We start from the raw sequence: 22,563 nt of genomic DNA on the forward strand, positions 1-22,563 counted from the left end.
GGCGGCCGTACGGAAAGAAAAGCAGATTCGGCTTTTTTTGCTGGCCGATTGCCGCTATTTAATCCAATCGCAGAAACAGCCGCTGGCCAGGTTGTTGTCCGCCAGCACCTTTCGCCCGTCGAGCAACGCATCGAGCAGCGGTTCGACGAAGCTGTTGCCGGAGGTGCAGGTGAACCCGCCGCTATAGGGGCCTACGTAGACCAGTTCGCCGCGCTGGTCCCAGATCGCCACCGCCGGGCTGGCGGGTAGCCGTTCACTGCCGGCGAGGCCAGGCAGCGGCTGCAGCGCGATCAGAGGCTGCGGCAACTGCCCTTCGCTACCGGGTTTCTGCACCGCATAGAACTGCACGCCGCGCCCGGCGTAACGCTCGACCAGTTCGCCGAGGTGCTGCTGGTTGCCGACGTTGCAGGGGCACGCGGGGTCCCAGAAATGCACCAGGCGAATCTCGCCTGGCCCTGCCAGCTGGTCTGGCAGGCGTAGCTGGCTGCCGGAAAACAGCGCGGTACGCTCATCGAACGGGCGCAGGTAGCGCGCCTCGAACCACCAGAAGGCGGCGACCATGGCGGCCAGCCAGATGACGGCGACCAGGCAGGCGAGCAGGGTGGTGCGGCGGGAGCGGGCCATGCCGACAATTTCCGTTGAGCGGTCCGGTAGCTTGCCATGGCGCGCATGGCAGCAGAAGATCGTCACTGTACCGGGCACGCGCCCGGATGACGCTGCCGTGAATCAACGAGTCGATGGTGCCAATGTCCGATATCTTCCAACCCGAACCGCTGGTTGCCAGCCTGCGCCCGCTGGCCAGCGCTGCGCCATTGTCGGCTGCGGAGCTGGCCTATCGGCAGTTCTATGGCTTCGTGCCGCGCGAGGCGGTCGAGAGCCGGCTCGGCTGGTTCGAGGTGGACGATTACCGTATCGCCGGCCAGCTCTGGAAACCCCTGGCGCCCCGTGCCTCGCTGCTGCTGCTGCACGGCTATTACGACCACAGTGGCCTGTACCGGCATGTGATCGAGTGGGCGCTGGAAGCCGGCTTCGCGGTGCTCGCCGTGGACTTGCCGGGGCATGGGCTGTCCAGCGGAGCGCGTGCCAGCATCAGGGATTTCGCCGAATACCAGGCCGTGCTGCGCGGCGCTCTGCAACAGGCCGATGCGCTGGGCCTGCCGGCGCCCTGGCACCTGTGTGGGCAGAGCACCGGCGGGGCGATCCTGATCGATTATCTGCTCAACGACAAACCGCTCGGCGCCGTCGGTGAAACCATCCTGCTGGCGCCTCTGGTTCGGCCACGGCGCTGGAACTGGTCGCAGCTCAGCTACCGCCTGCTGCGCCGCTTCGTGCAGGAAATCCCGCGGCGCTTCAGCGAGAACTCCAGCGACCCGGAATTTCTCGACTTCCTGCGCAACCGCGACCCGCTGCAACCCAAGGTGGTGCCGACCGTCTGGGTCGGTGCGCTGAGCCAGTGGGTGCCGCGCATCGAGCAGGCGCCACGCAGCAAGCGCAGCCCGCTGATCATCCAGGGCGAGGCGGACATGACGGTGGACTGGCGCCACAACCTGACGGTGCTCGAAAACAAGTTCAGCACGCCACGGATCTTCCGGCTCCCCGAAGCGCGTCATCACCTCGCCAACGAGGCGGCTCCGCTACGCCAGCGCTATTTCGATTATCTCGGCGAACAGTTGAGCTGAGATTTACTGGCCGACCGCCAGGCCGGCGCGGATCGCTGTCAGGGCCGCCTTGTAGTAGGCCGCGCCTTCGCTGGATTGGGCGAAGGTCACGAACTCCTCCAGCTCCGGATCGGACAGCCCGCGGTAGACGTGCAGCAGGGTGTTGTCCAGATCCTTGTCGATCTGGCTCATCAGCCGTTGGCGCTGACCGTCGAGCAGCCCCTGGGCAGTACCGCCGCCGAGCAGGCCGGGAATCATCTGGCTGAGGCTGTCGGCCGCCACGCCGGCCAGCGCCAGGCTGATCTCGGCACCCGCTTCACTGGCTGGCAAGGCCTGGGCCAGGTGGCGGATCAGCAGGCGGCGGGTAGCGTCGGCTTCGCTGACCGGCAGGCCGTCGGCGTATTTGGCCAGCTGATCGGGCCGGGTGGCGAGCAACTCGGCGCTGACGATCTTGCGGCCCAAGGGCGATTCGAAGAAGCGCAGGGCGGGCGCCGGGTCGGCGAGATTGGCGCGCAAGCTGTTTTCGGCGCGCTCGTCCATGGCGCGGGCGGCGAAGCGCCTATTGCTGTTGTCGACCAGCGCCTGATAGACCGCCGGCGGCAGGCTCTTGCTGTAGCGCGCCTGGGCGGCGCTCAGGGCATCGCTGAAATGCGCGCGCTGCTGGGGCCAGCCGGCTTTTTCATACAGCTCGGCATGGGTGTCGGCCATGGCCGGCAGGCTCAGGAGCAACAGCAAGAAACAACACAACGCGCGCATACGAACTCCTGTCTGGGGCGGCTATTTTCGGCAGCCAGGTGGAGCTTGTCGAGGTGTACTCGACACAGGGTAGAATCCTGCCATGACGACAGACATTTCCGATTCGCTGCTGAGCCGCATCATCGATGACCTTGCCGAATTCGGATGGTCGTTGCAAACCCAATTCGCCCCCGCTTCTCTGACCCGGGAACTGGCCGATGAGTGCCGCCAGCGCATCGCCCAGGGCACCCTGGCGCCGGCCGGTACCGGCCGTGGCCATGCGGTGGCGGTGCACGAAGGCACTCGCAGCGACCACATCCAGTGGCTCGAAGCCGGGCAGTCGTCTGCCTGCGATGGCTACTTGCAGTTACTCGACGAGCTGCGTGTGGCGATCAACCAGAGCCTTTACCTGGGGCTGGTGGACTACGAGAGTCACTTCGCCTTCTATCCACCGGGCGGCTTCTATCTCAAGCACCTGGATCGCTTTCGCGACGACGACCGCCGCGCGGTATCGGCCGTGCTCTACCTCAACGACGACTGGCAGGCCGAGGAGGGCGGCATGCTGCGCTTGTATCTGGCGGACGGCCAGGTGCGCGACGTGCTGCCCGAAGCCGGCACGCTGGTGGTGTTTCTCTCGGCGGATGTACCCCACGAGGTGCTGCCGGCCACCCGCGACCGGCTGTCCTTGACCGGCTGGTTTCGCCGCCGTGGCGATGGCGTGCTCTGAGCGGCTTGTCGTGACACGCAAATGAAAAAGGGAGGCCGAAGCCTCCCTTTTTCACTGCAGTGACGGCTTAGAACAGCACGCGGCTGCGGATGGTGCCGTTGACCTGCTGCAGCTTCTCCAGCGCCAGGTCCGAGTAGTCGGCATCGACGTCGATGACCACGTAGCCGACCTTGTCGTTGGTCTGCAGGTACTGGCCGGAGATGTTGATGCCGTTGTCGGCGAACACCTTGTTGATCTCGCTCATCACGCCCGGCACGTTGGCGTGGATGTGCAGCAGACGGTGCTTGCCCGGGTGCGCGGGCAGGGCCACTTCAGGGAAGTTGACCGAGGACACCGAGGTGCCGTTGTCGCTGTACTTGACCAGCTTCTCGGCCACTTCCAGGCCGATGTTGGCCTGGGCTTCGGCGGTGGATCCGCCGATGTGCGGGGTCAGGATCACGCGGTCCAGGCCGCGCAGCGGGCTTTCGAAGACGTCGTCGTTGGACTTCGGCTCGACCGGGAACACGTCGATGGCCGCGCCGATCAGGTGTTCGTCCTTGATCGCCTGAGCCAGGTGGTCGAGTTCGACCACGGTGCCGCGCGCGGCGTTGATCAGGATGCCGCCCTTCTTCATGGCGCGGATTTCCGCCTCGCCGATCATCCACTGGGTGGACGGCAGCTCTGGTACGTGCAGGGAGACGATGTCGCACAGGCCGAGCAGGTCATGCAGCTTGCCGATCTGCTGGGCGTTGCCCAGTGGCAGCTTGGTCACGGTGTCGTAGAAGAACACCTGCATGCCGAGGGCCTCGGCGAGTACCGAAAGCTGGGTGCCGATCGAGCCGTAACCGACGATACCCAGCTTCTTGCCGCGGATTTCAAAGGAGTTGGCCGCCGACTTGATCCAGCCGCCACGGTGGCAGGAGGCGTTCTTCTCGGGAATGCCGCGCAGCAGCAGGATGGCCTGGGCCAGCACCAGTTCGGCCACCGAGCGGGTGTTGGAATACGGCGCGTTGAACACAGCGATACCGCGCTCGCGAGCGGCGTCCAGGTCGACCTGGTTGGTGCCGATGCAGAAGCAGCCGACGGCGACCAGCTTCTTGGCGCAGTCGAAGATCTCTTCGGTCAGTTGGGTGCGCGAACGGATGCCGATGAAGTGTGCGTCGGCGATCTTGGCCTTCAGCTCTTCGCCGGAGAGCGCGGTCTTGAGATACTCGATGTTGGTGTAGCCGGACGCCTTCAGGGTATCCACGGCATTTTGGTGGACGCCTTCGAGAAGAAGGAACTTGATCTTGCTCTTGTCGAGAGAGGTCGTGCTCATCGGAGTACCTGTTGCCCCACTAATTTAAGTGTCAGGAGAAGGATCGGCGCGCTCGCCAATCGGCCCGGCAGATCGCTGTGCAGGGCGATTGGCGGGGTGCATATGCTAGCATGGCTTCCCTTTTCCTTGCTCGGTTGCGACCTGAACGGTTCTCAGGGCGACCATGAACGTTTCGAGAGTTGCTATGACCGATCTCATGCCGATTGACGAACTCAGAACGCTGGTCGAGCCCGGCAAGGTGTTGACCGACGCCGCTTCCCTGGAAGCCTACGGCAAGGACTGGACCCGTCAGTACACGCCTGCGCCCAGCGCCATCGTGTTTCCCAAGACGGTCGAGCAGGTGCAGGCCATCGTGCGCTGGGCCAACGCCCACAAGGTCGCCCTGGTGCCGTCGGGCGGTCGCACCGGGTTGTCGGCGGCGGCGGTGGCCGCAAACGGCGAGGTGGTGGTGTCGTTCGACTACATGAACCAGATCCTCGACTTCGACGAGTCCAACCGCACCGTGGTCTGCCAGCCGGGCGTGGTGACCGGTGTGCTGCAGCAGTTCGCCGAAGACAAGGGCCTTTACTACCCGGTGGATTTCGCCTCCAGCGGCTCCAGCCAGATCGGCGGCAATATCGGCACCAATGCCGGCGGCATCAAGGTGATTCGCTACGGCCTGACCCGAAACTGGGTGGCGGGGCTGAAAGTGGTCACCGGCACCGGCGAATTGCTCGAGCTGAACAAGGACCTGATCAAGAACGCCACCGGTTACGACCTGCGCCAGCTGTTCATCGGTGCCGAGGGCACCCTGGGCTTCGTGGTCGAGGCGACCATGCGCCTGGATCGCGCCCCGCGCAACCTCACCGCCATGGTGCTCGGCACCGCGGATTTCGACTCGATCATGCCGGTGCTGCACGCCTTCCAGAGCAAACTCGACCTTACTGCCTTCGAGTTCTTCTCCGACAAGGGGCTGGCGCGGATCATGGCCCGTGGTGACGTACCGTCACCCTTCGAGACCCACTGCCCGTTCTACGCCCTCTTGGAGTTCGAGGCCAGCAGCGAGGAAGTGGCCAGCGAGGCGCTGAGCACCTTCGAGCACTGCATCGAACGGGGTTGGGTGCTGGACGGGGTGATGAGCCAGAGCCAGACGCAGCTGAAGAACCTCTGGAAGCTGCGCGAGTACCTGTCGGAAACCATCTCGCACCACACGCCCTACAAGAACGACATCTCCGTCACCGTCTCGAAGGTGCCGGCCTTTCTGCGCGATATCGACGCCATCGTCACCCAGCACTATCCCGACTATGAAGTGGTCTGGTACGGCCATATCGGCGACGGCAACCTGCACCTGAACATCCTCAAACCCGAGCATATGGACAAGGAGGCCTTCTTCGCCTCGTGCGCGCGGGTCAACAAATGGGTGTTCGAGACCGTCCAGCGCTACAACGGCTCGATCTCCGCCGAGCACGGTGTGGGCCTGGTCAAGCGCGATTATCTGGAATACAGCCGCTCGCCGGCGGAAATCGCCTACATGAAGGCGATCAAGGCGGTGTTCGACCCCAACGGCATCATGAACCCGGGCAAGATCTTCGCCTGAACTAGGGTCTGCTGCCGTTCCACGCACGGCCGCGCCGGAGCCCGATTTGCCGCGAGGCAAGGCACGAGCATCGAAGTTTAGTAGGCTAAATGAGCCGGCGAGAAACGCTGTCTCGCGGCAAAACAGGCCCGGCCCTATGGGTTGCGCGAGAAATCTCGCCATGCGTCGTTGGAGGACTTGAAAAGGGAATGCCATTCCCTGCGTCCTCCGCCTAGCTTGGCAAAATTTCTCGCTGCAACGCGGGTCGCGGTGAAACGGCAGCAGACCCTACACAATAAAGGAGCGACCATGAGCTACCAGCACCAGTACATCGATGGCACCCGTATCCATTTCCCGCTGGGCAAGGTGGTGTGCGTCGGCCGTAACTACGCCGAGCACGCCAAGGAACTCAACAATCCGCTGCCGACCGAGCCGATGCTGTTCATCAAGCCTGGCAGCTGCGTGGTGCCGCTGGAAGGCGGCTTCAGCATCCCGCAAGACCGTGGCTCCGTGCATTACGAAGTGGAAATCGCCGTGCTGATCGGCAAGCCATTGTCGCGCAAGCCGAATGAAGAAGAAGTGCTCGACGCCATCTCCGGTTTCGCCCCGGCCCTGGACCTGACCCTGCGCGACGTGCAGAACAAGCTCAAGGACAAAGGCCACCCGTGGGAGCCGGCCAAGTCCTTCGACGGCGCCTGCGTGCTGGCGCCCTTCGTGCCGGGTGACGCGATCAGCGACCTGTCCGACATCGGTATCCGCCTGACCATCAACGGCGATGTGCGCCAGGATGGCACCAGCGGCGACATGATCTTCCCGATCGTGCCGGTGATCCAGGAGATGGCCGGGCACTTCAACCTGCAGCCCGGCGACGTGATCCTTACCGGCACGCCCGCTGGCGTCGGCCCGCTGAACACGGGCGACGAGCTGGTGCTGGATCTGGTCGGTCACTCCAGTTTTGCCAGCCGGGTAATCTGACAGGCGTAGCGCCCAATCCATGGGCTGCTGAAAGGCAGGAGCCGACACTCAAGCCAACCTGTGGGAGCCCCGACCTCGGGGCGAAACGATTGCAGCCTGACTGCCTATTTCGGCGGTGCCTGAGCGATTCGCCGCGAGGTCGCGGCTCCCACAATGGATCGGATAACGTCCGCTCCCGCCACACGGCGGTCATCGCCCCTGAAACCGGCCTCCTGCCAATTAAGCTTCGCTTAAGCCCGCTTTAAGGCTCGCTTCAGCTAGGCGACTTAACCTGACCCCGTCATCTACAGATAGAGGGTCATCCCCATGAAAGCTCCCGTCATCGCACTGCTGCTCGCTCCGCTGTTCTCGACCGCCGCTCTGGCTGCCGGCTACACCGGCCCGGGCCAGGTCGCCCAGGTCACCACGGTCGAGCAGGCTCTGAAAGCCGGCGACGACACGCCGGTCGTGCTGCAGGGCCAGATCACCAAGCGCCTGCAGGACGAACTCTATGAGTTCAAGGATGCCACCGGCACCATCCATGTCGAGATCGACGACGAAGACTGGCCGCCGCAGGCCATCTCCGAGAAAGCCACCGTCAAGCTGACCGGTGAAGTCGATAAGGACCTGACCAGCCGTGAAATCGACGTCGATATCGTCGAACTGGTGAAATAAGCCACACGCTGTTAGCTTCCCATCACCGCATTGAATGGCCGCCTCTCGATGATTCGAGGGGCGGCGTCGTCATTTCTGTCGTTGCATATGTGAGTCGCCATGGGCCGTCTGTTTTCGATCAAGGGATTACTCCTGCTGTTGGTGCTTGTGCTGTTGGCCGCACTGGTCACCGTTGCTGTGCAGTTCCGCCTGTTCGAACGGGCCTGGTTCAACGTCAGTCAGCCGGTCGAGGCGCCCGCCCACTCACTGTGGCTGAGCGACTACAAGGTAGTGATCGAGGCACAGCGCATCGAGGGGCTGGAGGACGACGTGTCAGCGCTGACCTACGATCCTGATCGCAAGAGCCTGTATACCGTCACCAACCAGCACCCCAAGCTGATCGAGCTGTCGCTGGATGGCAAGGTGCTGAGGCAGATCGAGCTGATCGGCTTTGGCGATCCGGAAGCCGTCGAATACGTGGCACCCGGGCGCTTCGTGATCGCTGACGAGCGAGCACAGCGGCTGGTCAAGGTGCGGATCGATGAGGACACCACGTCCATCGATGCCGCCGAAGGGCAGCAGATGTCGCTGGGCCTGGAAATGGGCACCAAGAACAAGGGCTTCGAGGGCTTGGCCTATGACCTGAAAGGCCAGCGGCTGTTCGTGGCGAAGGAGCGCGACCCGATGCGCATTTACGAGGTGCAGGGCTTCCCCAACCTCGACCCGGCAACGCCCAATCCCGTGCAGATTCGCGACGACCGCAAACGCGACGCCGGCATCTTTGTACGCGACCTTTCCAGCCTGCACTACGACAGCCTGACCGGCCACCTGCTGGCGCTCTCGGACGAATCGCGGCTGGTCGTTGAGCTGGATGAGGCGGGCAAGCCGATCAGTAGCCTGTCGCTGTTGCAGGGGCAGCAGGGCCTGAAGAAATCGGTGCCACAGGCCGAAGGCATCACCATGGATGATCAGGGTGTGCTGTACATGACCAGCGAGCCCAACCTCTTCTATGTGTTCAGCAAGGGTGGTAAGGCCGGGTGAGGCTGGTCAGCGTCGCAGGTCGTGAGAGGCCGCACCACGCGCAGCGGCTGTTTTCTTCTTTCATGGGTGAGCGGGTATGGGGCGTCTGATTTCTTTCAAGTCACTGTTAGTGTTGCTGGCATTGGTCACTGCGCTGCTGCTGATTCTGTGGGGGCAGGAATTTCGAGTGTTCGAACGCGCCTGGTTCAACGTGCGGCAGCCGGCCGAGGCGCCGGCCAGCACGCTGTGGCTGGACGACTATCGGGTAACCCGTGAAGCCAGGGTGATCGAAGGCCTGGACGATGATGTGTCGGCGCTGGCCTATGATCCGGTGCGCAAGAGCCTGTTCACCGTCACCAATCAGAATTCCCGGCTGGTCGAACTGTCGCTCGACGGCAAGGTGCTGCGCGAGATCGGCCTGGTCGGCTTCGGCGATCCCGAGGCCGTTGAGTATGTCGCCCCCGGCGTTTTCGTGATCGCTGACGAGCGCCCGCAGCGTCTGGTCGAGGTGCGTATCGACGACGCCACCACTCAGGTCGATGCTGCCGACGGCCAGCAGCTGTCGCTGGGCCTGGAAATGGAAGCCAAGAACAAGGGCTTCGAGGGCCTGGCCTACGACCTGGCGGGCCAACGCCTGTTCATTGCCAAGGAGCGCGATCCACTGCGCATCTACGAAGTGCACGGCTTTCCGCATCTGGACTCGCAGAGCCCGTCGGCGATTCGCATCGTCGATGATCGCGAGCGCGATGCCGGCCTGTTCGTCCGTGACCTGTCCAGCCTGCAATACGATGCCCGTACCGGCCACCTGCTGGCACTGTCCGATGATTCGCGGCTGCTGGTGGAGATGGATGCCAAGGGCGAACCGGTCAGCAGCCTGTCGCTGCTCGGTGGCCAGCAGGGGCTCGAGAAGTCCGTGCCGCAGGCCGAAGGTATCGCCATGGACGAGCAGGGCGTGATCTACATGATCAGCGAGCCGAACCTGTTCTACACCTTTGAAAAAAAGGCCGGGTGATCGCTCAGCCGGCCTTCGCTGATCCAATCCGAGTGCTTAGCGCTGCAGCGACTTCACGCCTTCGGCGGTGCCGAGCAGCAGCAGGTCTGCCGGGCGCGCGGCGAACAGGCCGTTGGTGACCACGCCGACGATGGCGTTGATGTCCGCTTCTAACTTCACCGGGTCGGTGATGCTCATGTTGTGCACGTCGATGATCACGTTGCCGTTGTCGGTCACCACGCCTTCGCGGTACACCGGGTCGCCGCCCAGCTTGACCAGCTCGCGAGCCACATGGCTACGCGCCATGGGGATCACTTCCACCGGCAGCGGGAAGGCGCCGAGCACCGGCACCAGCTTGCTGCCGTCGGCGATGCAGATGAAGGTACGCGCCACTGCGGCGACGATCTTCTCGCGGGTCAGGGCCGCGCCGCCGCCCTTGATCAGGTTCAGGCGCTCGTCGCTTTCGTCGGCGCCGTCGACGTAGAACTCCAGGTCGCTGACGGTATTGAGCTCATACACCGGGATGCCGTGGCCTTTGAGCCGCGCGGCGGTGGCTTCGGAGCTGGCCACCGCGCCGTCGAACTCCAGTTTGTGCTTGGCCAGGGCGTCGATGAAGCAGTTGGCCGTGGAGCCGGTGCCGACCCCGATGACGCTCTTGGCATCGAGCTTGGGAAGGATGAAGTCGACGGCGGCCTGGGCCACGGCTTGCTTGAGCTGATCCTGGGTCATGCGGGTTCCACGAGAAGGAAGGAAACGAGGCCGCGATTATAGCCGGCAAAACCCCGGAATTCGTATGGTCGCTCGGCGGATGGTAGAGGCTGCTGTTGTGGTCCCCTTGCAATCTGGTGAATTTTTCCGCCGCAATGCGGCTTGTGCTGAAACGACGGCAGCCCCTGGTGTTAGACTCGTCCGTTCCCCTCGAAGCCGCCTGCGATGCCCGCCATGCTCGAACAGTACGTCAAGAAGACTCTGACCTCCCGTGTCTATGACGTTGCCGTGGAAACCCCGCTGCAACCCGCTCGCCAGCTTTCCGAACGCCTGGGCAATCAGATTCTGCTCAAGCGCGAGGATCTGCAGCCGGTGTACTCGTTCAAGATTCGTGGCGCCTACAACAAGCTGGCGCAGCTCTCGCCCGAGGAGCTGGCCCGTGGCGTGGTGACCGCCTCGGCCGGCAACCATGCCCAGGGGCTGGCCCTGGCCGCCAAGCACATGGGCGTGAAGGCGACCATCGTCATGCCGCGCACCACTCCTGAGCTCAAGGTGCAGGGTGTGCGTTCGCGTGGTGGCAAGGTCGTGCTGCACGGCGACGCCTTTCCCGAGGCCCTGGCCCACTCGCTGAAGCTGGTCGAGGAAAAGGGCTATACCTACATCCACCCCTACGACGACCCGCTGGTGATCGCCGGCCAGGGTACCGTGGCGATGGAGATCCTGCGCCAGCATCAGGGGCCGCTGCATGCGGTGTTCGTGCCGGTGGGTGGCGGCGGCCTGATCGCCGGTATCGCCGCCTACGTCAAATACCTGTACCCGAACACCAAGGTAATCGGCGTGGAGCCGGACGACTCCAACTGCCTGCAGCAGGCCCTGGCCGCTGGCGAGCGCGTGGTGCTGCCTCAGGTCGGGCTGTTCGCCGACGGCGTGGCGGTGGCGCAGATCGGCCAGCATACGTTCGATATCTGCAAGCAATGCGTGGACGAGGTGATCACCGTCAGCACCGACGAGATCTGCGCAGCGATCAAGGATATCTACGACGATACCCGTTCGATCACTGAACCTGCCGGCGCGTTGGCCGTAGCCGGGATCAAGCGCTACGTCGAGCGTGAAGGCATCGCCGACCTGACGCTGGTGGGCATCGACTCCGGCGCCAACGTCAACTTCGACCGCCTGCGTCATGTGGCCGAGCGCGCCGAACTGGGTGAGAAACGCGAAGCGATCATCGCCGTGACCATCCCGGAGAAGCCGGGCAGCTTCAAGGCGTTCTGCGAGGCCATCGGCAAGCGGCAGATCACCGAGTTCAACTACCGCTATCATCAGGACGGCGAGGCGCACATCTTCGTTGGCGTGCAGACCCACCCGGAGAACGACCCACGTGCGGCATTGGTGGAGAACCTTCGTGGCCAGGGCTTCCCGGTGCTGGACCTGACCGACAACGAACTGGCCAAGCTGCACATCCGCCACACCGTGGGCGGGCATGCGGCGGCAGTGCCGGACGAATGCGTGTTCCGCTTCGAATTCCCCGAGCGGCCGGGCGCGCTGTTCAACTTCCTCAACAAGCTGGGCGGGCGCTGGAACATCACCCTGTTCCATTACCGCAATCACGGCGCTGCCGATGGCCGGGTGCTGGCTGCCCTGCAGGTCCCGGAAGACGAGCGCCATCTGCTGGCGCCGGCGCTGGACGCCATCGGCTATCCGTACTGGGACGAAAGCGACAACCCGGCCTACAAGCTGTTTCTTGGCTAGCCATCTGATCAGCGTCTTTCATAGGCGCCGATCAACATAGGCTTTTTGATAGCTCTGATAGGTTCCTGGGTATCGCTCTGCTCCACCCAGGCTACCGTTCTTGCGCGTGTAGCCTGGCGTTGAGCGCAGCGGTACCCAGGGCCTGTACTTATAAAAAACAAAGGAAATACCGTGATGGAGCATTATCTGCTGATCAGAGTCCTCCATGCGCTGCCCGGCATTCTGCTGCTGGCCGGCGTTCTGGCCCATGCCTTCATGCTCTGGAAAGCCTGGCGCGGCGGTGACCGGGAGGTGTTGCAACGCAAGTTGCGGCGCACCCGCACCATCAGCCTGCCGGTGTTCGCCGTGCTGGCGCTGAGCCTGCCGGTGACCGGCTGGTGGATGGTCAACCTGGCCGGCTGGCCGCTGAGCCAGCTGTGGTTGCTGCTGGGCAGCAGCCTGTTTGCCGTGCTGATGATCGTCGGCCTGTTGCTGCTCGGCCGCCTCGGCGCCTGGCAGGCCCAGGCCGACGGCGCGGTGCCCGCCAAGTCGTTGCGACTGGTGGTGGTCTACACCGCGCTGATCGTCGTGCTGCTGGTGGTGATCATGGCGGTGATGGGTGCCAAGCCGGCATGATCAGCTACGCGCCTGGGCGGCGGGGCGCAGCCAGGTAACGGCCAGCAGCAAGTAGATCAATGAGCCACCCCAGTACAGCCAGGCGAAGCCGTTGTCCAGTTCGATCAGCAGGTAGGCCAGCAGAGGGCCCAGCGCGGCCCCGAGATCCTGGGCGATCGAATAGCGAGTCATGAAGGCGACGACATTGCCAGCACTGGCGGCATCGCTGGCCAGGGCGTCCGAGAGCGTGGTCAGCGCAGTCGCCAGTACCATCACCAGCATGGTCACGGCAATCCAGGCGATCAGCGGCAGGCCGCTGGCCATCAGGCCGAAGCTCGCCGCGGCGCCCATCAGCGTCCATCCATAAAGCCGTGAGCGCCCACCCGGGCCGTCTGACCAGGCGCCGACGCGCCGGCCTAGCCAGGGTTCCCAGGCCCAGCGCAGCGCCTGCAGAACGCCCGACAAGGCGGTGGCGCCGAGCAGCAGACCGAACACGTCGAGCTCGTTGCCGTAAAAGTGGGCGATCAGAGCGCTAAGCGTCGCTGCCAGCACACCCTGAATCAGCAGAGCAACGCAAAAGCCATTGACCAGAACCCCGCGGGCGCCGGCCGCCGGCTTGCCGTCGAGCAAGGCGCGGCTACCTCGCGCGGGTGCGATATGTTGTTGGTCATGGCCGGCGGGCAGGTGGAAATGACGCAGCAACAGTGGCAAGCCCAGCAGGGCCAGGCCGGTAAAGCTTAGCGCCAGCGCTGGCAACCCATAGAGCGGAACCAGCAACCCTCCGAGCAGCATTCCCGCCAGGCTGCCGAGCCGGTAAAGGCCGTTGTAGAGGCCCATTGCCTGGCCACGCGACTGCCCGTCCGAGCAGTAGACCACGGCCGACAGGCCGCCGATGCGAAAGAATGACCAGCCGATCCCCCAGGCTGCGCGCAACACGAGCCAGACGAGAAAGCCTTTGGCGATGCCGTAGCCCAATGTCGTGGCGGCGCCGAGTACGGTGGCCAGCAACAGCCCGGTGCGCAGACTGATACGCTGATACAGCCAGCCGATCAGTGGGTTGAATGGCAGGCGGATAAGCCGGTTTACCGACAGCAGTACGCCGACCTGCCAGAGTGCATCGAGGCCCACGTCCTGCCAGTAGACGGGCAGGGCGATGTACAGCATGGAGTCGCCAGCCAGACACAGCGCGGTGGCCAGTGCGACCACCACCAGTGGTCGCGACGCAGGCTGCTCGACGGGGCGCGGCATAAAGCTCCTTGGCCGCTTTCGGGGCCTGTTGCGCCTCAGTCGCGCAGTGACATGACCGGCCAGCCGCGTTTTTGCGCTTCGGCCAGCAGGTTCGGATCCGGGTCAACGGCAACCGGATAGCTGACCTGCTCGAGCAGCGGCAGATCGTTCATCGAGTCGCTGTAGAACGTCGCGCCGTCCAGGTTGAAGCCGTTTTCCTGCATCCAGCGGTTGAGGCGGGTGACCTTGCCTTCCTTGAAGCAGGGCACGTCGGTGGTGCGCCCGGTGTAGCGACCGTCGACCATCTCGCACTCGGTGGCCAGCAGGGTGTCGACGCCCAGGCGCGCGGCGATGGGCGCGGTGACGAAACGGTTGGTGGCGGTGATGATCACCAGCTTGTCGCCGGCTACGCGGTGCTTGTCGAGCAGCGCCAGGGCCTTGGGCAGGATGATCGGTTCGATGCATTCGGCCATGAACTCGCGGTGCCAGGCGTCGAGCTGGGCCATCTCGGTGCGGCCGAAGATAGCCAGGGTGAAGTTCAGGTAGTCGGTGATGTTCAGGCGCCCGGCCAGGTAGTCCTGGTAGAAGGCATCGTTGCGCGCCTTGTAGGTGGCGCCGTCGAGGATGCCGCGTTCGCACAGCCAGTCGCCCCAGGCATGGTCGCTGTCGCCGCCAAGCAGGGTGTTGTCGAGATCGAATAAAGCCAAACGCACAGAATCACCTCTTCATACAGGGCCATGGAGGCAGCCAGAATAGCGGCTTTGCCGGCCCGGGGAAAACCGCGCGACGGGCCGCCATGCAGTCCCATCCGAGCGCGTTGCCGCTGTCGCGAGCTTTGTGGAACAATGCGGAGACATGCGTTTACGAGGTTGTGTGCCGTGATCGATCCTGATGGTTTTCGCCCCAACGTCGGCATCATTCTCACCAATGATGTCGGCCAGGTGCTTTGGGCGCGTCGAATTAACCAGGATGCCTGGCAGTTCCCGCAAGGCGGTATCAATGACCGGGAGTCGCCGGAAGAAGCGTTGTACCGCGAATTGAACGAAGAAGTGGGCCTTGAAGAGCAGGACGTGAAAATTCTCGCCTGCACCCGGGGCTGGTTGAGGTATCGTCTGCCGCAGCGCCTGGTGCGCACGCACAGCCAACCGCTGTGCATCGGCCAGAAACAGAAGTGGTTCCTGCTGCGCCTGACCTCCGACGAGCAGCGCGTGCGTATGGACCTGACCGGCAAGCCGGAGTTCGACGGCTGGCGCTGGGTCAGTTATTGGTACCCGTTGGGGCAGGTGGTTACATTCAAGCGCGAAGTCTACCGTCGCGCACTCAAGGAACTCGCACCGCGCCTGCTGGCACGGGATTAGGCAGGGTCAGGCATGCTCAACACGCTGCGCAAGATCGTCCAGGAAGTGAACGCCGCCAAGGATCTCAAAGCGGCGCTGGGCATCATCGTGCAGCGCGTCAAGGAGACCATGGGCACCCAGGTGTGCTCGGTCTACCTGCTCGACCCGGAGACCAACCGTTTCGTGCTGATGGCCACCGACGGCCTCAACAAGCGCTCGATCGGCAAGGTCAGCATGGCGCCGAACGAGGGCCTGGTCGGCCTGGTCGGCACCCGTGAAGAGCCGCTGAACCTCGAAAACGCCTCCGAGCACCCCCGTTACCGTTACTTCGCCGAAACCGGCGAAGAGCGCTACGCCTCCTTCCTCGGCTCACCGATCATCCACCACCGTCGGGTGATGGGTGTGCTCGTCGTGCAGCAGAAAGAGCGCCGCCAGTTCGACGAAGGCGAGGAAGCCTTTCTGGTCACCATGAGCGCGCAGCTCGCCGGGGTGATCGCCCACGCCGAGGCCACCGGTTCGATCCGTGGCCTGGGCAAGCAGGGCAAGGGCATTCAGGAGGCCAAGTTCATCGGTGTGCCGGGCTCGCCCGGCGCAGCGGTCGGGACTGCCGTGGTGGTGCTGCCGCCGGCCGATCTGGAAGTGGTGCCGGACAAGAGCATCGACGACATCGATGCCGAGCTGAAACTGTTCCAGAACGCCCTGGAAGGCGTGCGCGCCGACATGCGCAACCTCTCCGAGCGCATGGCGACCCAGCTGCGCCCCGAAGAGCGCGCGCTGTTCGACGTTTACCAGATGATGCTCGAAGACGCCGCCCTCGGTAACGAGGTGGTCAACGTCATCAAGACCGGCCAGTGGGCCCAGGGCGCCCTGCGCCATGTGGTCAGCGAGCACATCAACCGCTTCGAGCTGATGGACGACGCCTACCTGCGCGAGCGTGCCTCGGACGTCCGCGACCTGGGCCGCCGTCTGCTTGCCTACCTGCAACAGGCCCGTCAGCAGACACTGGTGTATCCGGACAACTGCATCCTGGTCGCCGAAGAACTGTCGCCGGCGATGCTCGGCGAAGTGCCGGAAGGCAAGCTGGTCGGCCTGGTATCGGTGCAGGGCTCGGGCAACTCCCACGTGGCGATCTTTGCCCGTGCCATGGGCATTCCCACGGTGATGGGTGCGGTCGAGCTGCCGTACTCGAAGATCGATGGCATTCAGCTGATCGTCGACGGTTACCACGGTGAAGTGTTCACCAACCCCAGCGAGATCCTGCGCAAGCAGTATGCCGATGTGGTCGAGGAGGATCGCCAGCTCACCAAGGGCCTCGACGCCCTGCGCGCGCTGCCCTGCGAGACGCTCGACGGCCACCAGATGCCGCTGTGGGTCAACACCGGCCTGCTCGCCGATGTGGTGCGCGCCCAGGAGCGCGGCGCCGAGGGCGTCGGCCTGTACCGCACCGAAGTGCCGTTCATGATCAAGGACCGCTTCCCCAGCGAAAAGGAACAGCTGGCCATCTACCGCGAGCAGCTGACCGCCTTCCATCCGCTGCCGGTGACCATGCGTACGCTGGATGTCGGCGGTGACAAGGGCCTGAGCTACTTCCCGATCAAGGAAGACAACCCCTTCCTGGGGTGGCGCGGCATTCGCGTGACCCTTGACCACCCGGAAATCTTCCTGGTGCAGGTGCGCGCCATGCTCAAGGCCAGCGAGGGCCTGAACAACCTGCGCATCCTGCTGCCGATGATTTCCGGTATTCAGGAACTGGAAGAGTCCCTGCACCTGATCCACCGCGCCTGGGGCGAGGTGCGCGATGAGGGCACCGACGTGCCGTTGCCGCCCATCGGCGTGATGATCGAGATTCCCGCCGCGGTCTATCAGACCCGCGACCTGGCTCGTCAGGTGGATTTCCTGTCGGTCGGCTCCAACGACCTGACCCAGTACCTGCTGGCCGTGGACCGCAACAACCCGCGGGTGGCCGACCTCTACGACTTCCTCCACCCGGCGGTGCTGCAGGCGCTGACCAAGGTGGTCGAAGATGCCCACGCCGAAGGCAAACCGGTGAGCATCTGCGGCGAAATGGCCGGCGACCCGAGCGCCGCCGTGCTGCTGATGGCCATGGGCTTCGACAGCCTGTCGATGAACGCTACCAACCTGCCGAAGGTGAAATGGCTGCTGCGCCAGATCAGCCTGAGCAAGGCCAAGGACCTGCTTGGCCAGGCCATGCGCATCGACAACCCGCAGGTCATCCACAGCACCCTGCAACTGGCCCTGCGCAACCTGGGCCTGGGCCGCATGATCAACCCGGCGTCGGATATTCAGGCTTAGCGGCTGGAGCAGAGCTGCTTCCACGGCACCCAGTTGCCAGCCTAGATCTCGAACCTCGCTTCTCCAATTGGTACGCCCTCGGCACCGAAGCTGCGCTCGACGATCTGCCGTCGACCGTCAGCATGGGCGAACACCAGGGTGCTGGCGCGGGTGCCGTAGGTCGGGCTGGTGATGAACACGCTACCGAGCAGCCGCTCGAGATCCAGGCTCACCCCCGTCTTGGGTAGCGCCGCATCGCCCGGTTTGGTGGTGTCGGCCAGGAGCGCGAACAGCGCAGGCTCATCCGGCACCTCGAGCGTGGCGGCAAGTGCTGCCTTGGCGCGTTCGAGCTTGGGCCAGGGCGTATCCAATCCTGCATTGGAAACGCCATGGATACCGGCGGGCAGCGCCTGGGCCTGTCCGCCGTGCGAATTGAAGTGCCACAGTGCGTGGCGGTCGCCGACCAGCAGGTTGAAGCCGCTGTATTCATCTGCCTCACGGCGCAACTCGTTCAGAAAAGCCTCTGGACCCTGGTTTCCCAGCAGAAAGCGCAGCGGCAATTCACCCCGCGAACGAGAGCCCTGCTCGGCCTGCGGGTCTCGGATATTGGTGAGGGCGGCAAAGCGGCCTTCGGGGCCGATGCCCAGCCACGTGCCGCCAGCCTGCAGATCGCGCCCGGCGATCAGCCCAGGCGCATCCGGCCACTCGGCCATGACGGCGGTCGGGCGGGCATGGAATTCATCGCGGTTGGCGGCGACCAGTAGCGGCAAGACGTGGCCGGGGCGCCAGGCGAGGACGATCAGGCACATGTTTATTTCAGCCTGCTGCGTACGCCAGCGGCGTCGAGAATTTCGCCGACATGTACCACGACCTTGCGCGCTCCCGCGCCCATGCCGAGCTCCATCAGAATGCGCTCTTCCACCTGGGAAAGGCCGCCTTCCAGCCGCTCCAGTGGCTGGATCAACAGCTTTGGCGCGGCGTTGAGAAAGGCCAGGCGCTTGGGCATCAGGCCTTGCACTGTCTTTGCGATCAAGCGGTCGGCGATGCTGAAATCCGCCACCAGCAGACGTTGATTGCTGAAGGGCGGGTCAGCCTCCAGTACCGTTACACGGGCGCTTTCCAGATGGGTCAGGTGCAGATGATTGCAGGCGATGCGCAGGTAAAAGGTATTGGCCACGGTGCAGTTCGCTGTCTGGGAGAGCCCTCACTCTACGCAAAGCATCGTGTGGCATCCATCGCCAAAACTAGAGGCTGCGGGCTGCTTCCGCTACCATGCCGCATCGCTTCGCAGAGCACACCATGATCTTCCTTCTCTACATCCTGCTCGGTGCCGCCGCAGGCCTGCTGGCCGGGCTGTTCGGCGTCGGTGGCGGCATGGTCATCGTGCCGGTGCTGATCTTCGCCTTTACCGCCCAGGGCTTCGATGCCTCCGTGCTGACCCATATGGCGGTGGGTACCTCGCTGGCGACCATCCTGTTCACCTCGGTCAATGCCGTGCGCGAGCACCATAGCCGCGGTGCGGTGCGCTGGGGGCTGTTCGTCTGGCTGACGGTGGGCATCGTGCTGGGCTCGGCACTCGGCGCGCTGACGGCTGACTCCATCGACGGCCTGGTGCTGCAGAAGATCATTGGCGTGTTCGCCCTGTGCGTGGCGCTGCAGTTGGCACTGGATCTGAAACCCAAGGCCAGCCGCGAGGTGCCGGGCAAGGCAGGGCTGGGCGCTGCCGGTGGCGTGATCGGCTGGGCCTCGGCGATCATCGGTATCGGCGGCGGTTCGCTGACCGTGCCGTTCCTGACCTGGCGCGGTGTGCCCGTGCAGCAGGCGGTGGCGACTTCGTCGGCCTGTGGCTGGCCGATTGCCGCCGCCGGCGCCCTGAGTTACCTGTGGCTGGGTTGGGGCGACGCGCGTCTGCCTCACTGGAGCCTGGGTTACGTGTACCTGCCGGCGTTGCTCGGCATTGCGCTGACCAGCGTGTTCTTCGCCCGTACCGGCGCGCGGCTGGCTCATCGCCTGTCGCCGCGGGTGCTCAAGCGGTTGTTCGCCCTGTTGCTGTTTATCGTCGGCCTGAATTTTCTGTTGTGAGGAATCCTGATGCTGCCTTACCCGAATATTGACCCGGTCGCTCTCGACCTGGGCTTCCTGCAGATCCACTGGTATGGCCTGATGTACCTGGTGGGCATCGGCGGTGCCTGGTTCCTCGCCTCGCGGCGGCTGCACGCCTTCGACCCGACCTGGAGCAAGGAGAAACTTTCCGACCTGGTGTTCTGGGTGGCCATGGGGGTGATCGTCGGTGGGCGTCTGGGCTACGTATTGTTCTACGACCTGCCGGCGTACATCGCCAACCCGCTGCTGATCCTCGAAGTGTGGAAAGGCGGCATGTCGTTCCACGGCGGGCTGATCGGCGTGATGCTGGCAACCCTGTGGTTCGCCAGGCGCAACGGCAAGAGCTTCTTCGAGCTGATGGATTTCATCGCGCCGCTGGTGCCGATTGGCCTGGGCGCCGGGCGCATCGGCAACTTCATCAATGCCGAGTTGTGGGGCAAGGTCAGCGACGTGCCGTGGGCCATGGTGTTCCCGACTGGCGGGCCGCTGCCGCGTCACCCGTCGCAGCTCTACCAGTTCGCCCTGGAAGGCGTGGCGCTGTTTGTCATCCTGTGGGTCTACTCGCGCAAGCCGCGCCCGACCATGGCCGTTTCCGGGCTGTTCGCGGTGTGCTACGGCATCTTCCGCTTCATCGTCGAGTTCGTCCGCGTGCCGGACGCCCAGCTCGGTTACCTGGCCTGGGGCTGGCTGACCATGGGGCAGGTGCTGTGCGTGCCGATGGTTCTCGCCGGCCTGGGCCTGATGGTCTACGCCTACAAGCGCCAAGCTGCAGTGGAGGTGGCCCGATGAAACAGTATCTCGACCTGATGCGCCACGTGCGCGAAAACGGCACCTTCAAGGAAGACCGCACCGGCACCGGCACCTACAGCGTGTTCGCTCACCAGATGCGCTTCGACCTGGCCGACGGCTTTCCCCTGGTGACCACCAAGAAGTGCCACCTCAAGTCGATCATCCACGAGTTGCTGTGGTTCCTGCAGGGCGACACCAACATCAAGTACCTGAAGGACAACGGCGTACGCATCTGGGACGAGTGGGCCGACGAGAACGGCGACCTCGGCCCGGTGTACGGCTACCAGTGGCGCAACTGGCCGGCGCCCAATGGCGAGTCGGTCGACCAGATCAGCAAGCTGATCGAGATGATCAGGAAGAACCCGGATTCGCGCCGCCTGATCGTCTCGGCCTGGAACCCGGCCCTGGTCGAGCAGATGGCCCTGCCGCCGTGCCACGCGCTGTTCCAGTTCTATGTGGCGGATGGCAAGCTGAGTTGCCAGCTGTACCAGCGCTCGGCCGACATCTTCCTCGGCGTGCCCTTCAACATCGCCAGTTACGCACTGCTGACCCTGATGGTCGCGCAGGTCTGCGGTCTGCAGCCGGGCGAGTTCATCTGGACCGGCGGTGACTGCCATCTGTACGCCAATCATCTGGAGCAGGCCGACCTGCAACTGACCCGCGAGCCGCTGCCCCTGCCGACCATGAAGCTCAACCCCGAAGTGACGGACCTGTTCGCTTTCAAGTTCGAGGATTTCGAACTGGTCGGCTACCAGGCGCACCCGCATATCAAAGCGCCGGTGGCGGTCTGATGCATTTCCCGGGTGTCGCTTCGCTCAACCCGGACTACGTTCAAGTAACCTCGTAGCCTGGGTTAGCCGAAGGCGTAACCCGGGAATGCTATCGCTCACTTGGGTAACGAAAAACGCTCGGCGATCTCTTCGACGAGCTCACTCGGACCGCTGAGTTTCCACTCGAACCAGTTGTCCCACTCCAGTCTCAGCTCATCCAGGCCGCGGCGCAGGCGGTAGCTGTCGTAATCGATGCCCTTGTCGAACGCCAGCGGGCTGTACTGCGCGACCTGCCGCCAACCCTCGGCCTTGAGGGTTTCCAGCAGGCGATTGCCCACTTGCGTATCGATATTCTCCAGCGTGATGTGCCCGGTGGTATCCACCGGCTGCCATTCCAGGCGCCGTCGTTTCAGCCACCGCCAGAGCCGGGTCATCGGGATGAGTCCTTGCCCAGCCCTTGTGCCAGGTGATCGATCAGCACCCGCAGTTTCGGCGGCAGGTGGCGGGTGGGGTGATAGAGAATCCACGCGGTACCCTGGTACGAGCCGGTGTAGCGCCACTGTGGCAGCACCCGTACCAACTCGCCACTGGCCAATGCCGCCGCGGCGGTGAAGTGTGGCAGGCAGGTAATGCCCAGGTGGCCGAGCACGGCGTTCAGACGTACTTCGCTGTGGTTGCTGGCGAAGCGGCCGCCCACCGTTACCACGCATTGTTCCGGCCCGTTGCTGAAGTGCCAGCGGTGGTCGTCCGGCGTTTCGTCGAGATACAGGCAGGCATGGCGCACCAGTTCGCTCGGATGCTGGGGCGTGCCATGGCGCTGCAGATAGGTGGGGCTTGCACACAGCAGCTGTTGGACATTGCACAGCGGCCGACCGGCGAGAGCCGCTGGCGGCTGGTCGGTGATGCTCACCAGCAGGTCGAACTGCTCGCTGATCAGGTCCGGGCTGCGGTCGCTGAGGTTGAGGCTGACGTCCACTTCCGGATAGCGCTGCAGAAAGTCCTGAATCAGCGGCATGACCAGGAAGCGCCCGAAGGCCTTTGGCACGCTCAGGCGCACCCGGCCGCGCGGTTGGCTCATCAGCCTCTCACCGACATCCACGGCAGCCTGGGCGGCGTCGAGCATGTCCTTGCAACGCTCGAAAACTTCGCTGCCGGCTTCGCTCAGGCGCAGGCGCCGTGTGGTGCGCTCGAGCAGACGAACGCCGAGCGTCTGCTCGAGATGGGCGATTTGCCGGCTCACCGCCGACGCCGTGCTGCCCTGCTGACGGGCCGCGCCAGAGAAGCTACCAGCCTCGACCACGCGCACGAAGATGGCCAGATAGGGAAGCAATTGTGGTGTGATATTCGTGCGCATGGGGAACAGGTCTTGTTCGGGGTTGGTGGATTATCACGCTCAGGGACGC

General features: G+C 64.2%; 24 protein-coding genes. 14 read left to right on the plus strand and 10 right to left on the minus strand.

Annotated elements, in window-relative coordinates; translation table 11 throughout:
• Positions 1-54: 54 nt before the first annotated feature.
• A complete protein-coding gene (locus BVH06_RS04385; protein WP_075933325.1) occupies positions 55-624 on the minus strand; it encodes a DUF6436 domain-containing protein in 570 nt (189 codons plus the stop codon).
• Positions 625-746: 122 nt separating this feature from the next.
• Between BVH06_RS04385 and BVH06_RS04390 the strand changes: the two genes are divergently transcribed.
• The gene (locus tag BVH06_RS04390) at positions 747-1,679 is read left to right on the plus strand and encodes an alpha/beta hydrolase (protein ID WP_075933326.1); all 933 of its coding nucleotides are present in this window, start codon (positions 747-749) and stop codon (positions 1,677-1,679) included.
• Between the two features lie 3 nt (positions 1,680-1,682).
• On the opposite strand, the gene BVH06_RS04395 is transcribed toward BVH06_RS04390, so the two are convergent.
• Entirely contained in the window at positions 1,683-2,414 is a 732-nt protein-coding gene (locus BVH06_RS04395) for a DUF2059 domain-containing protein (RefSeq protein WP_075933327.1), read from the minus strand.
• Positions 2,415-2,496: 82 nt separating this feature from the next.
• On the opposite strand from BVH06_RS04395, the gene BVH06_RS04400 reads away from it, so the two are divergent.
• The gene (locus tag BVH06_RS04400; RefSeq protein WP_075933328.1) at positions 2,497-3,120 is read left to right on the plus strand and encodes a 2OG-Fe(II) oxygenase; all 624 of its coding nucleotides are present in this window, start codon (positions 2,497-2,499) and stop codon (positions 3,118-3,120) included.
• A 67-nt stretch (positions 3,121-3,187) separates the two neighbouring features.
• Here BVH06_RS04400 and serA read toward each other — a convergent pair whose 3' ends face one another.
• Complete coding sequence (gene serA / locus BVH06_RS04405) at positions 3,188-4,417, minus strand: phosphoglycerate dehydrogenase (RefSeq protein WP_075933329.1); 1,230 nt, start codon at positions 4,415-4,417, stop codon at positions 3,188-3,190.
• 184 nt (positions 4,418-4,601) lie between these two features.
• On the opposite strand from serA, the gene BVH06_RS04410 reads away from it, so the two are divergent.
• From BVH06_RS04410 to BVH06_RS04430, 5 genes are all read left to right on the plus strand, one after another.
• Positions 4,602-5,993, plus strand: coding sequence for an FAD-binding oxidoreductase (locus BVH06_RS04410; RefSeq protein WP_075933330.1), 1,392 nt, complete (start codon positions 4,602-4,604; stop codon positions 5,991-5,993).
• Between the two features lie 288 nt (positions 5,994-6,281).
• Positions 6,282-6,947 (plus strand): fumarylacetoacetate hydrolase family protein, encoded by a 666-nt coding sequence (locus BVH06_RS04415; RefSeq protein WP_075929351.1) that lies wholly within the window; start codon positions 6,282-6,284, stop codon positions 6,945-6,947.
• A 306-nt stretch (positions 6,948-7,253) separates the two neighbouring features.
• Positions 7,254-7,601 (plus strand): NirD/YgiW/YdeI family stress tolerance protein, encoded by a 348-nt coding sequence (locus BVH06_RS04420; RefSeq protein ID WP_013793364.1) that lies wholly within the window; start codon positions 7,254-7,256, stop codon positions 7,599-7,601.
• Between the two features lie 99 nt (positions 7,602-7,700).
• Positions 7,701-8,621, plus strand: a complete 921-nt coding sequence (locus BVH06_RS04425) for an SdiA-regulated domain-containing protein (RefSeq protein ID WP_075929350.1) — start codon at positions 7,701-7,703, stop codon at positions 8,619-8,621.
• 76 nt (positions 8,622-8,697) lie between these two features.
• Positions 8,698-9,612, plus strand: a complete 915-nt coding sequence (locus tag BVH06_RS04430) for an SdiA-regulated domain-containing protein (protein ID WP_075929349.1) — start codon at positions 8,698-8,700, stop codon at positions 9,610-9,612.
• A 36-nt stretch (positions 9,613-9,648) separates the two neighbouring features.
• On the opposite strand, the gene rpiA is transcribed toward BVH06_RS04430, so the two are convergent.
• Positions 9,649-10,320, minus strand: a complete 672-nt coding sequence (rpiA, locus tag BVH06_RS04435) for a ribose-5-phosphate isomerase RpiA (protein WP_075929348.1) — start codon at positions 10,318-10,320, stop codon at positions 9,649-9,651.
• Between the two features lie 213 nt (positions 10,321-10,533).
• Here rpiA and ilvA point away from each other — a divergent pair, with 213 nt between their 5' ends.
• Complete coding sequence (ilvA, locus tag BVH06_RS04440) at positions 10,534-12,048, plus strand: threonine ammonia-lyase, biosynthetic (RefSeq protein WP_075929549.1); 1,515 nt, start codon at positions 10,534-10,536, stop codon at positions 12,046-12,048.
• 174 nt (positions 12,049-12,222) lie between these two features.
• Entirely contained in the window at positions 12,223-12,663 is a 441-nt protein-coding gene (locus tag BVH06_RS04445; protein ID WP_075933331.1) for a DUF2269 family protein, read from the plus strand.
• Here BVH06_RS04445 and BVH06_RS04450 read toward each other — a convergent pair whose 3' ends face one another.
• Positions 12,664-13,890 (minus strand): MFS transporter, encoded by a 1,227-nt coding sequence (locus BVH06_RS04450; RefSeq protein WP_075933332.1) that lies wholly within the window; start codon positions 13,888-13,890, stop codon positions 12,664-12,666.
• A 35-nt stretch (positions 13,891-13,925) separates the two neighbouring features.
• Complete coding sequence (locus BVH06_RS04455) at positions 13,926-14,582, minus strand: HAD family phosphatase (protein ID WP_075929345.1); 657 nt, start codon at positions 14,580-14,582, stop codon at positions 13,926-13,928.
• Positions 14,583-14,747: 165 nt separating this feature from the next.
• Between BVH06_RS04455 and BVH06_RS04460 the strand changes: the two genes are divergently transcribed.
• Both BVH06_RS04460 and ptsP read left to right on the plus strand, forming a co-directional pair.
• Positions 14,748-15,227 carry an RNA pyrophosphohydrolase gene (locus BVH06_RS04460; protein ID WP_013793353.1) on the plus strand — a complete coding sequence of 160 codons (480 nt, stop codon included), beginning with the start codon at positions 14,748-14,750 and terminating at the stop codon, positions 15,225-15,227.
• Positions 15,228-15,239: 12 nt separating this feature from the next.
• Positions 15,240-17,519, plus strand: a complete 2,280-nt coding sequence (gene ptsP / locus BVH06_RS04465; protein WP_075929344.1) for a phosphoenolpyruvate--protein phosphotransferase — start codon at positions 15,240-15,242, stop codon at positions 17,517-17,519.
• 41 nt (positions 17,520-17,560) lie between these two features.
• On the opposite strand, the gene BVH06_RS04470 is transcribed toward ptsP, so the two are convergent.
• Together BVH06_RS04470 and BVH06_RS04475 are read right to left on the minus strand one after the other, a co-directional pair.
• A complete protein-coding gene (locus BVH06_RS04470; RefSeq protein WP_075933333.1) occupies positions 17,561-18,307 on the minus strand; it encodes an NRDE family protein in 747 nt (248 codons plus the stop codon).
• 2 nt (positions 18,308-18,309) lie between these two features.
• Entirely contained in the window at positions 18,310-18,675 is a 366-nt protein-coding gene (locus tag BVH06_RS04475; protein ID WP_075929342.1) for a hypothetical protein, read from the minus strand.
• A 122-nt stretch (positions 18,676-18,797) separates the two neighbouring features.
• On the opposite strand from BVH06_RS04475, the gene BVH06_RS04480 reads away from it, so the two are divergent.
• From BVH06_RS04480 to BVH06_RS04490, 3 genes are read left to right on the plus strand one after another with little or no spacing between them, the layout of a single operon-like run.
• Positions 18,798-19,580 (plus strand): sulfite exporter TauE/SafE family protein, encoded by a 783-nt coding sequence (locus tag BVH06_RS04480; RefSeq protein ID WP_075929548.1) that lies wholly within the window; start codon positions 18,798-18,800, stop codon positions 19,578-19,580.
• A gap of 9 nt (positions 19,581-19,589) precedes the next feature.
• On the plus strand, positions 19,590-20,390 hold the full coding sequence (gene lgt, locus BVH06_RS04485; RefSeq protein WP_075929341.1) for a prolipoprotein diacylglyceryl transferase: 801 nt from the start codon (positions 19,590-19,592) through the stop codon (positions 20,388-20,390).
• The gene (locus BVH06_RS04490) at positions 20,387-21,181 is read left to right on the plus strand and encodes a thymidylate synthase (protein ID WP_075929340.1); all 795 of its coding nucleotides are present in this window, start codon (positions 20,387-20,389) and stop codon (positions 21,179-21,181) included. Before lgt ends, BVH06_RS04490 begins: the two co-directional genes overlap by 4 nt.
• 95 nt (positions 21,182-21,276) lie before the next feature.
• Here BVH06_RS04490 and BVH06_RS04495 read toward each other — a convergent pair whose 3' ends face one another.
• Together BVH06_RS04495 and BVH06_RS04500 are read right to left on the minus strand one after the other, a co-directional pair.
• On the minus strand, positions 21,277-21,594 hold the full coding sequence (locus tag BVH06_RS04495) for a hypothetical protein (RefSeq protein WP_083651868.1): 318 nt from the start codon (positions 21,592-21,594) through the stop codon (positions 21,277-21,279).
• The gene (locus BVH06_RS04500) at positions 21,591-22,514 is read right to left on the minus strand and encodes a LysR family transcriptional regulator (RefSeq protein ID WP_075933334.1); all 924 of its coding nucleotides are present in this window, start codon (positions 22,512-22,514) and stop codon (positions 21,591-21,593) included. Before BVH06_RS04500 ends, BVH06_RS04495 begins: the two co-directional genes overlap by 4 nt.
• Positions 22,515-22,563 lie beyond the last annotated feature (49 nt).

Source organism: Pseudomonas sp. PA27(2017), assembly GCF_001945445.1.
GTDB lineage: Bacteria > Pseudomonadota > Gammaproteobacteria > Pseudomonadales > Pseudomonadaceae > Aquipseudomonas.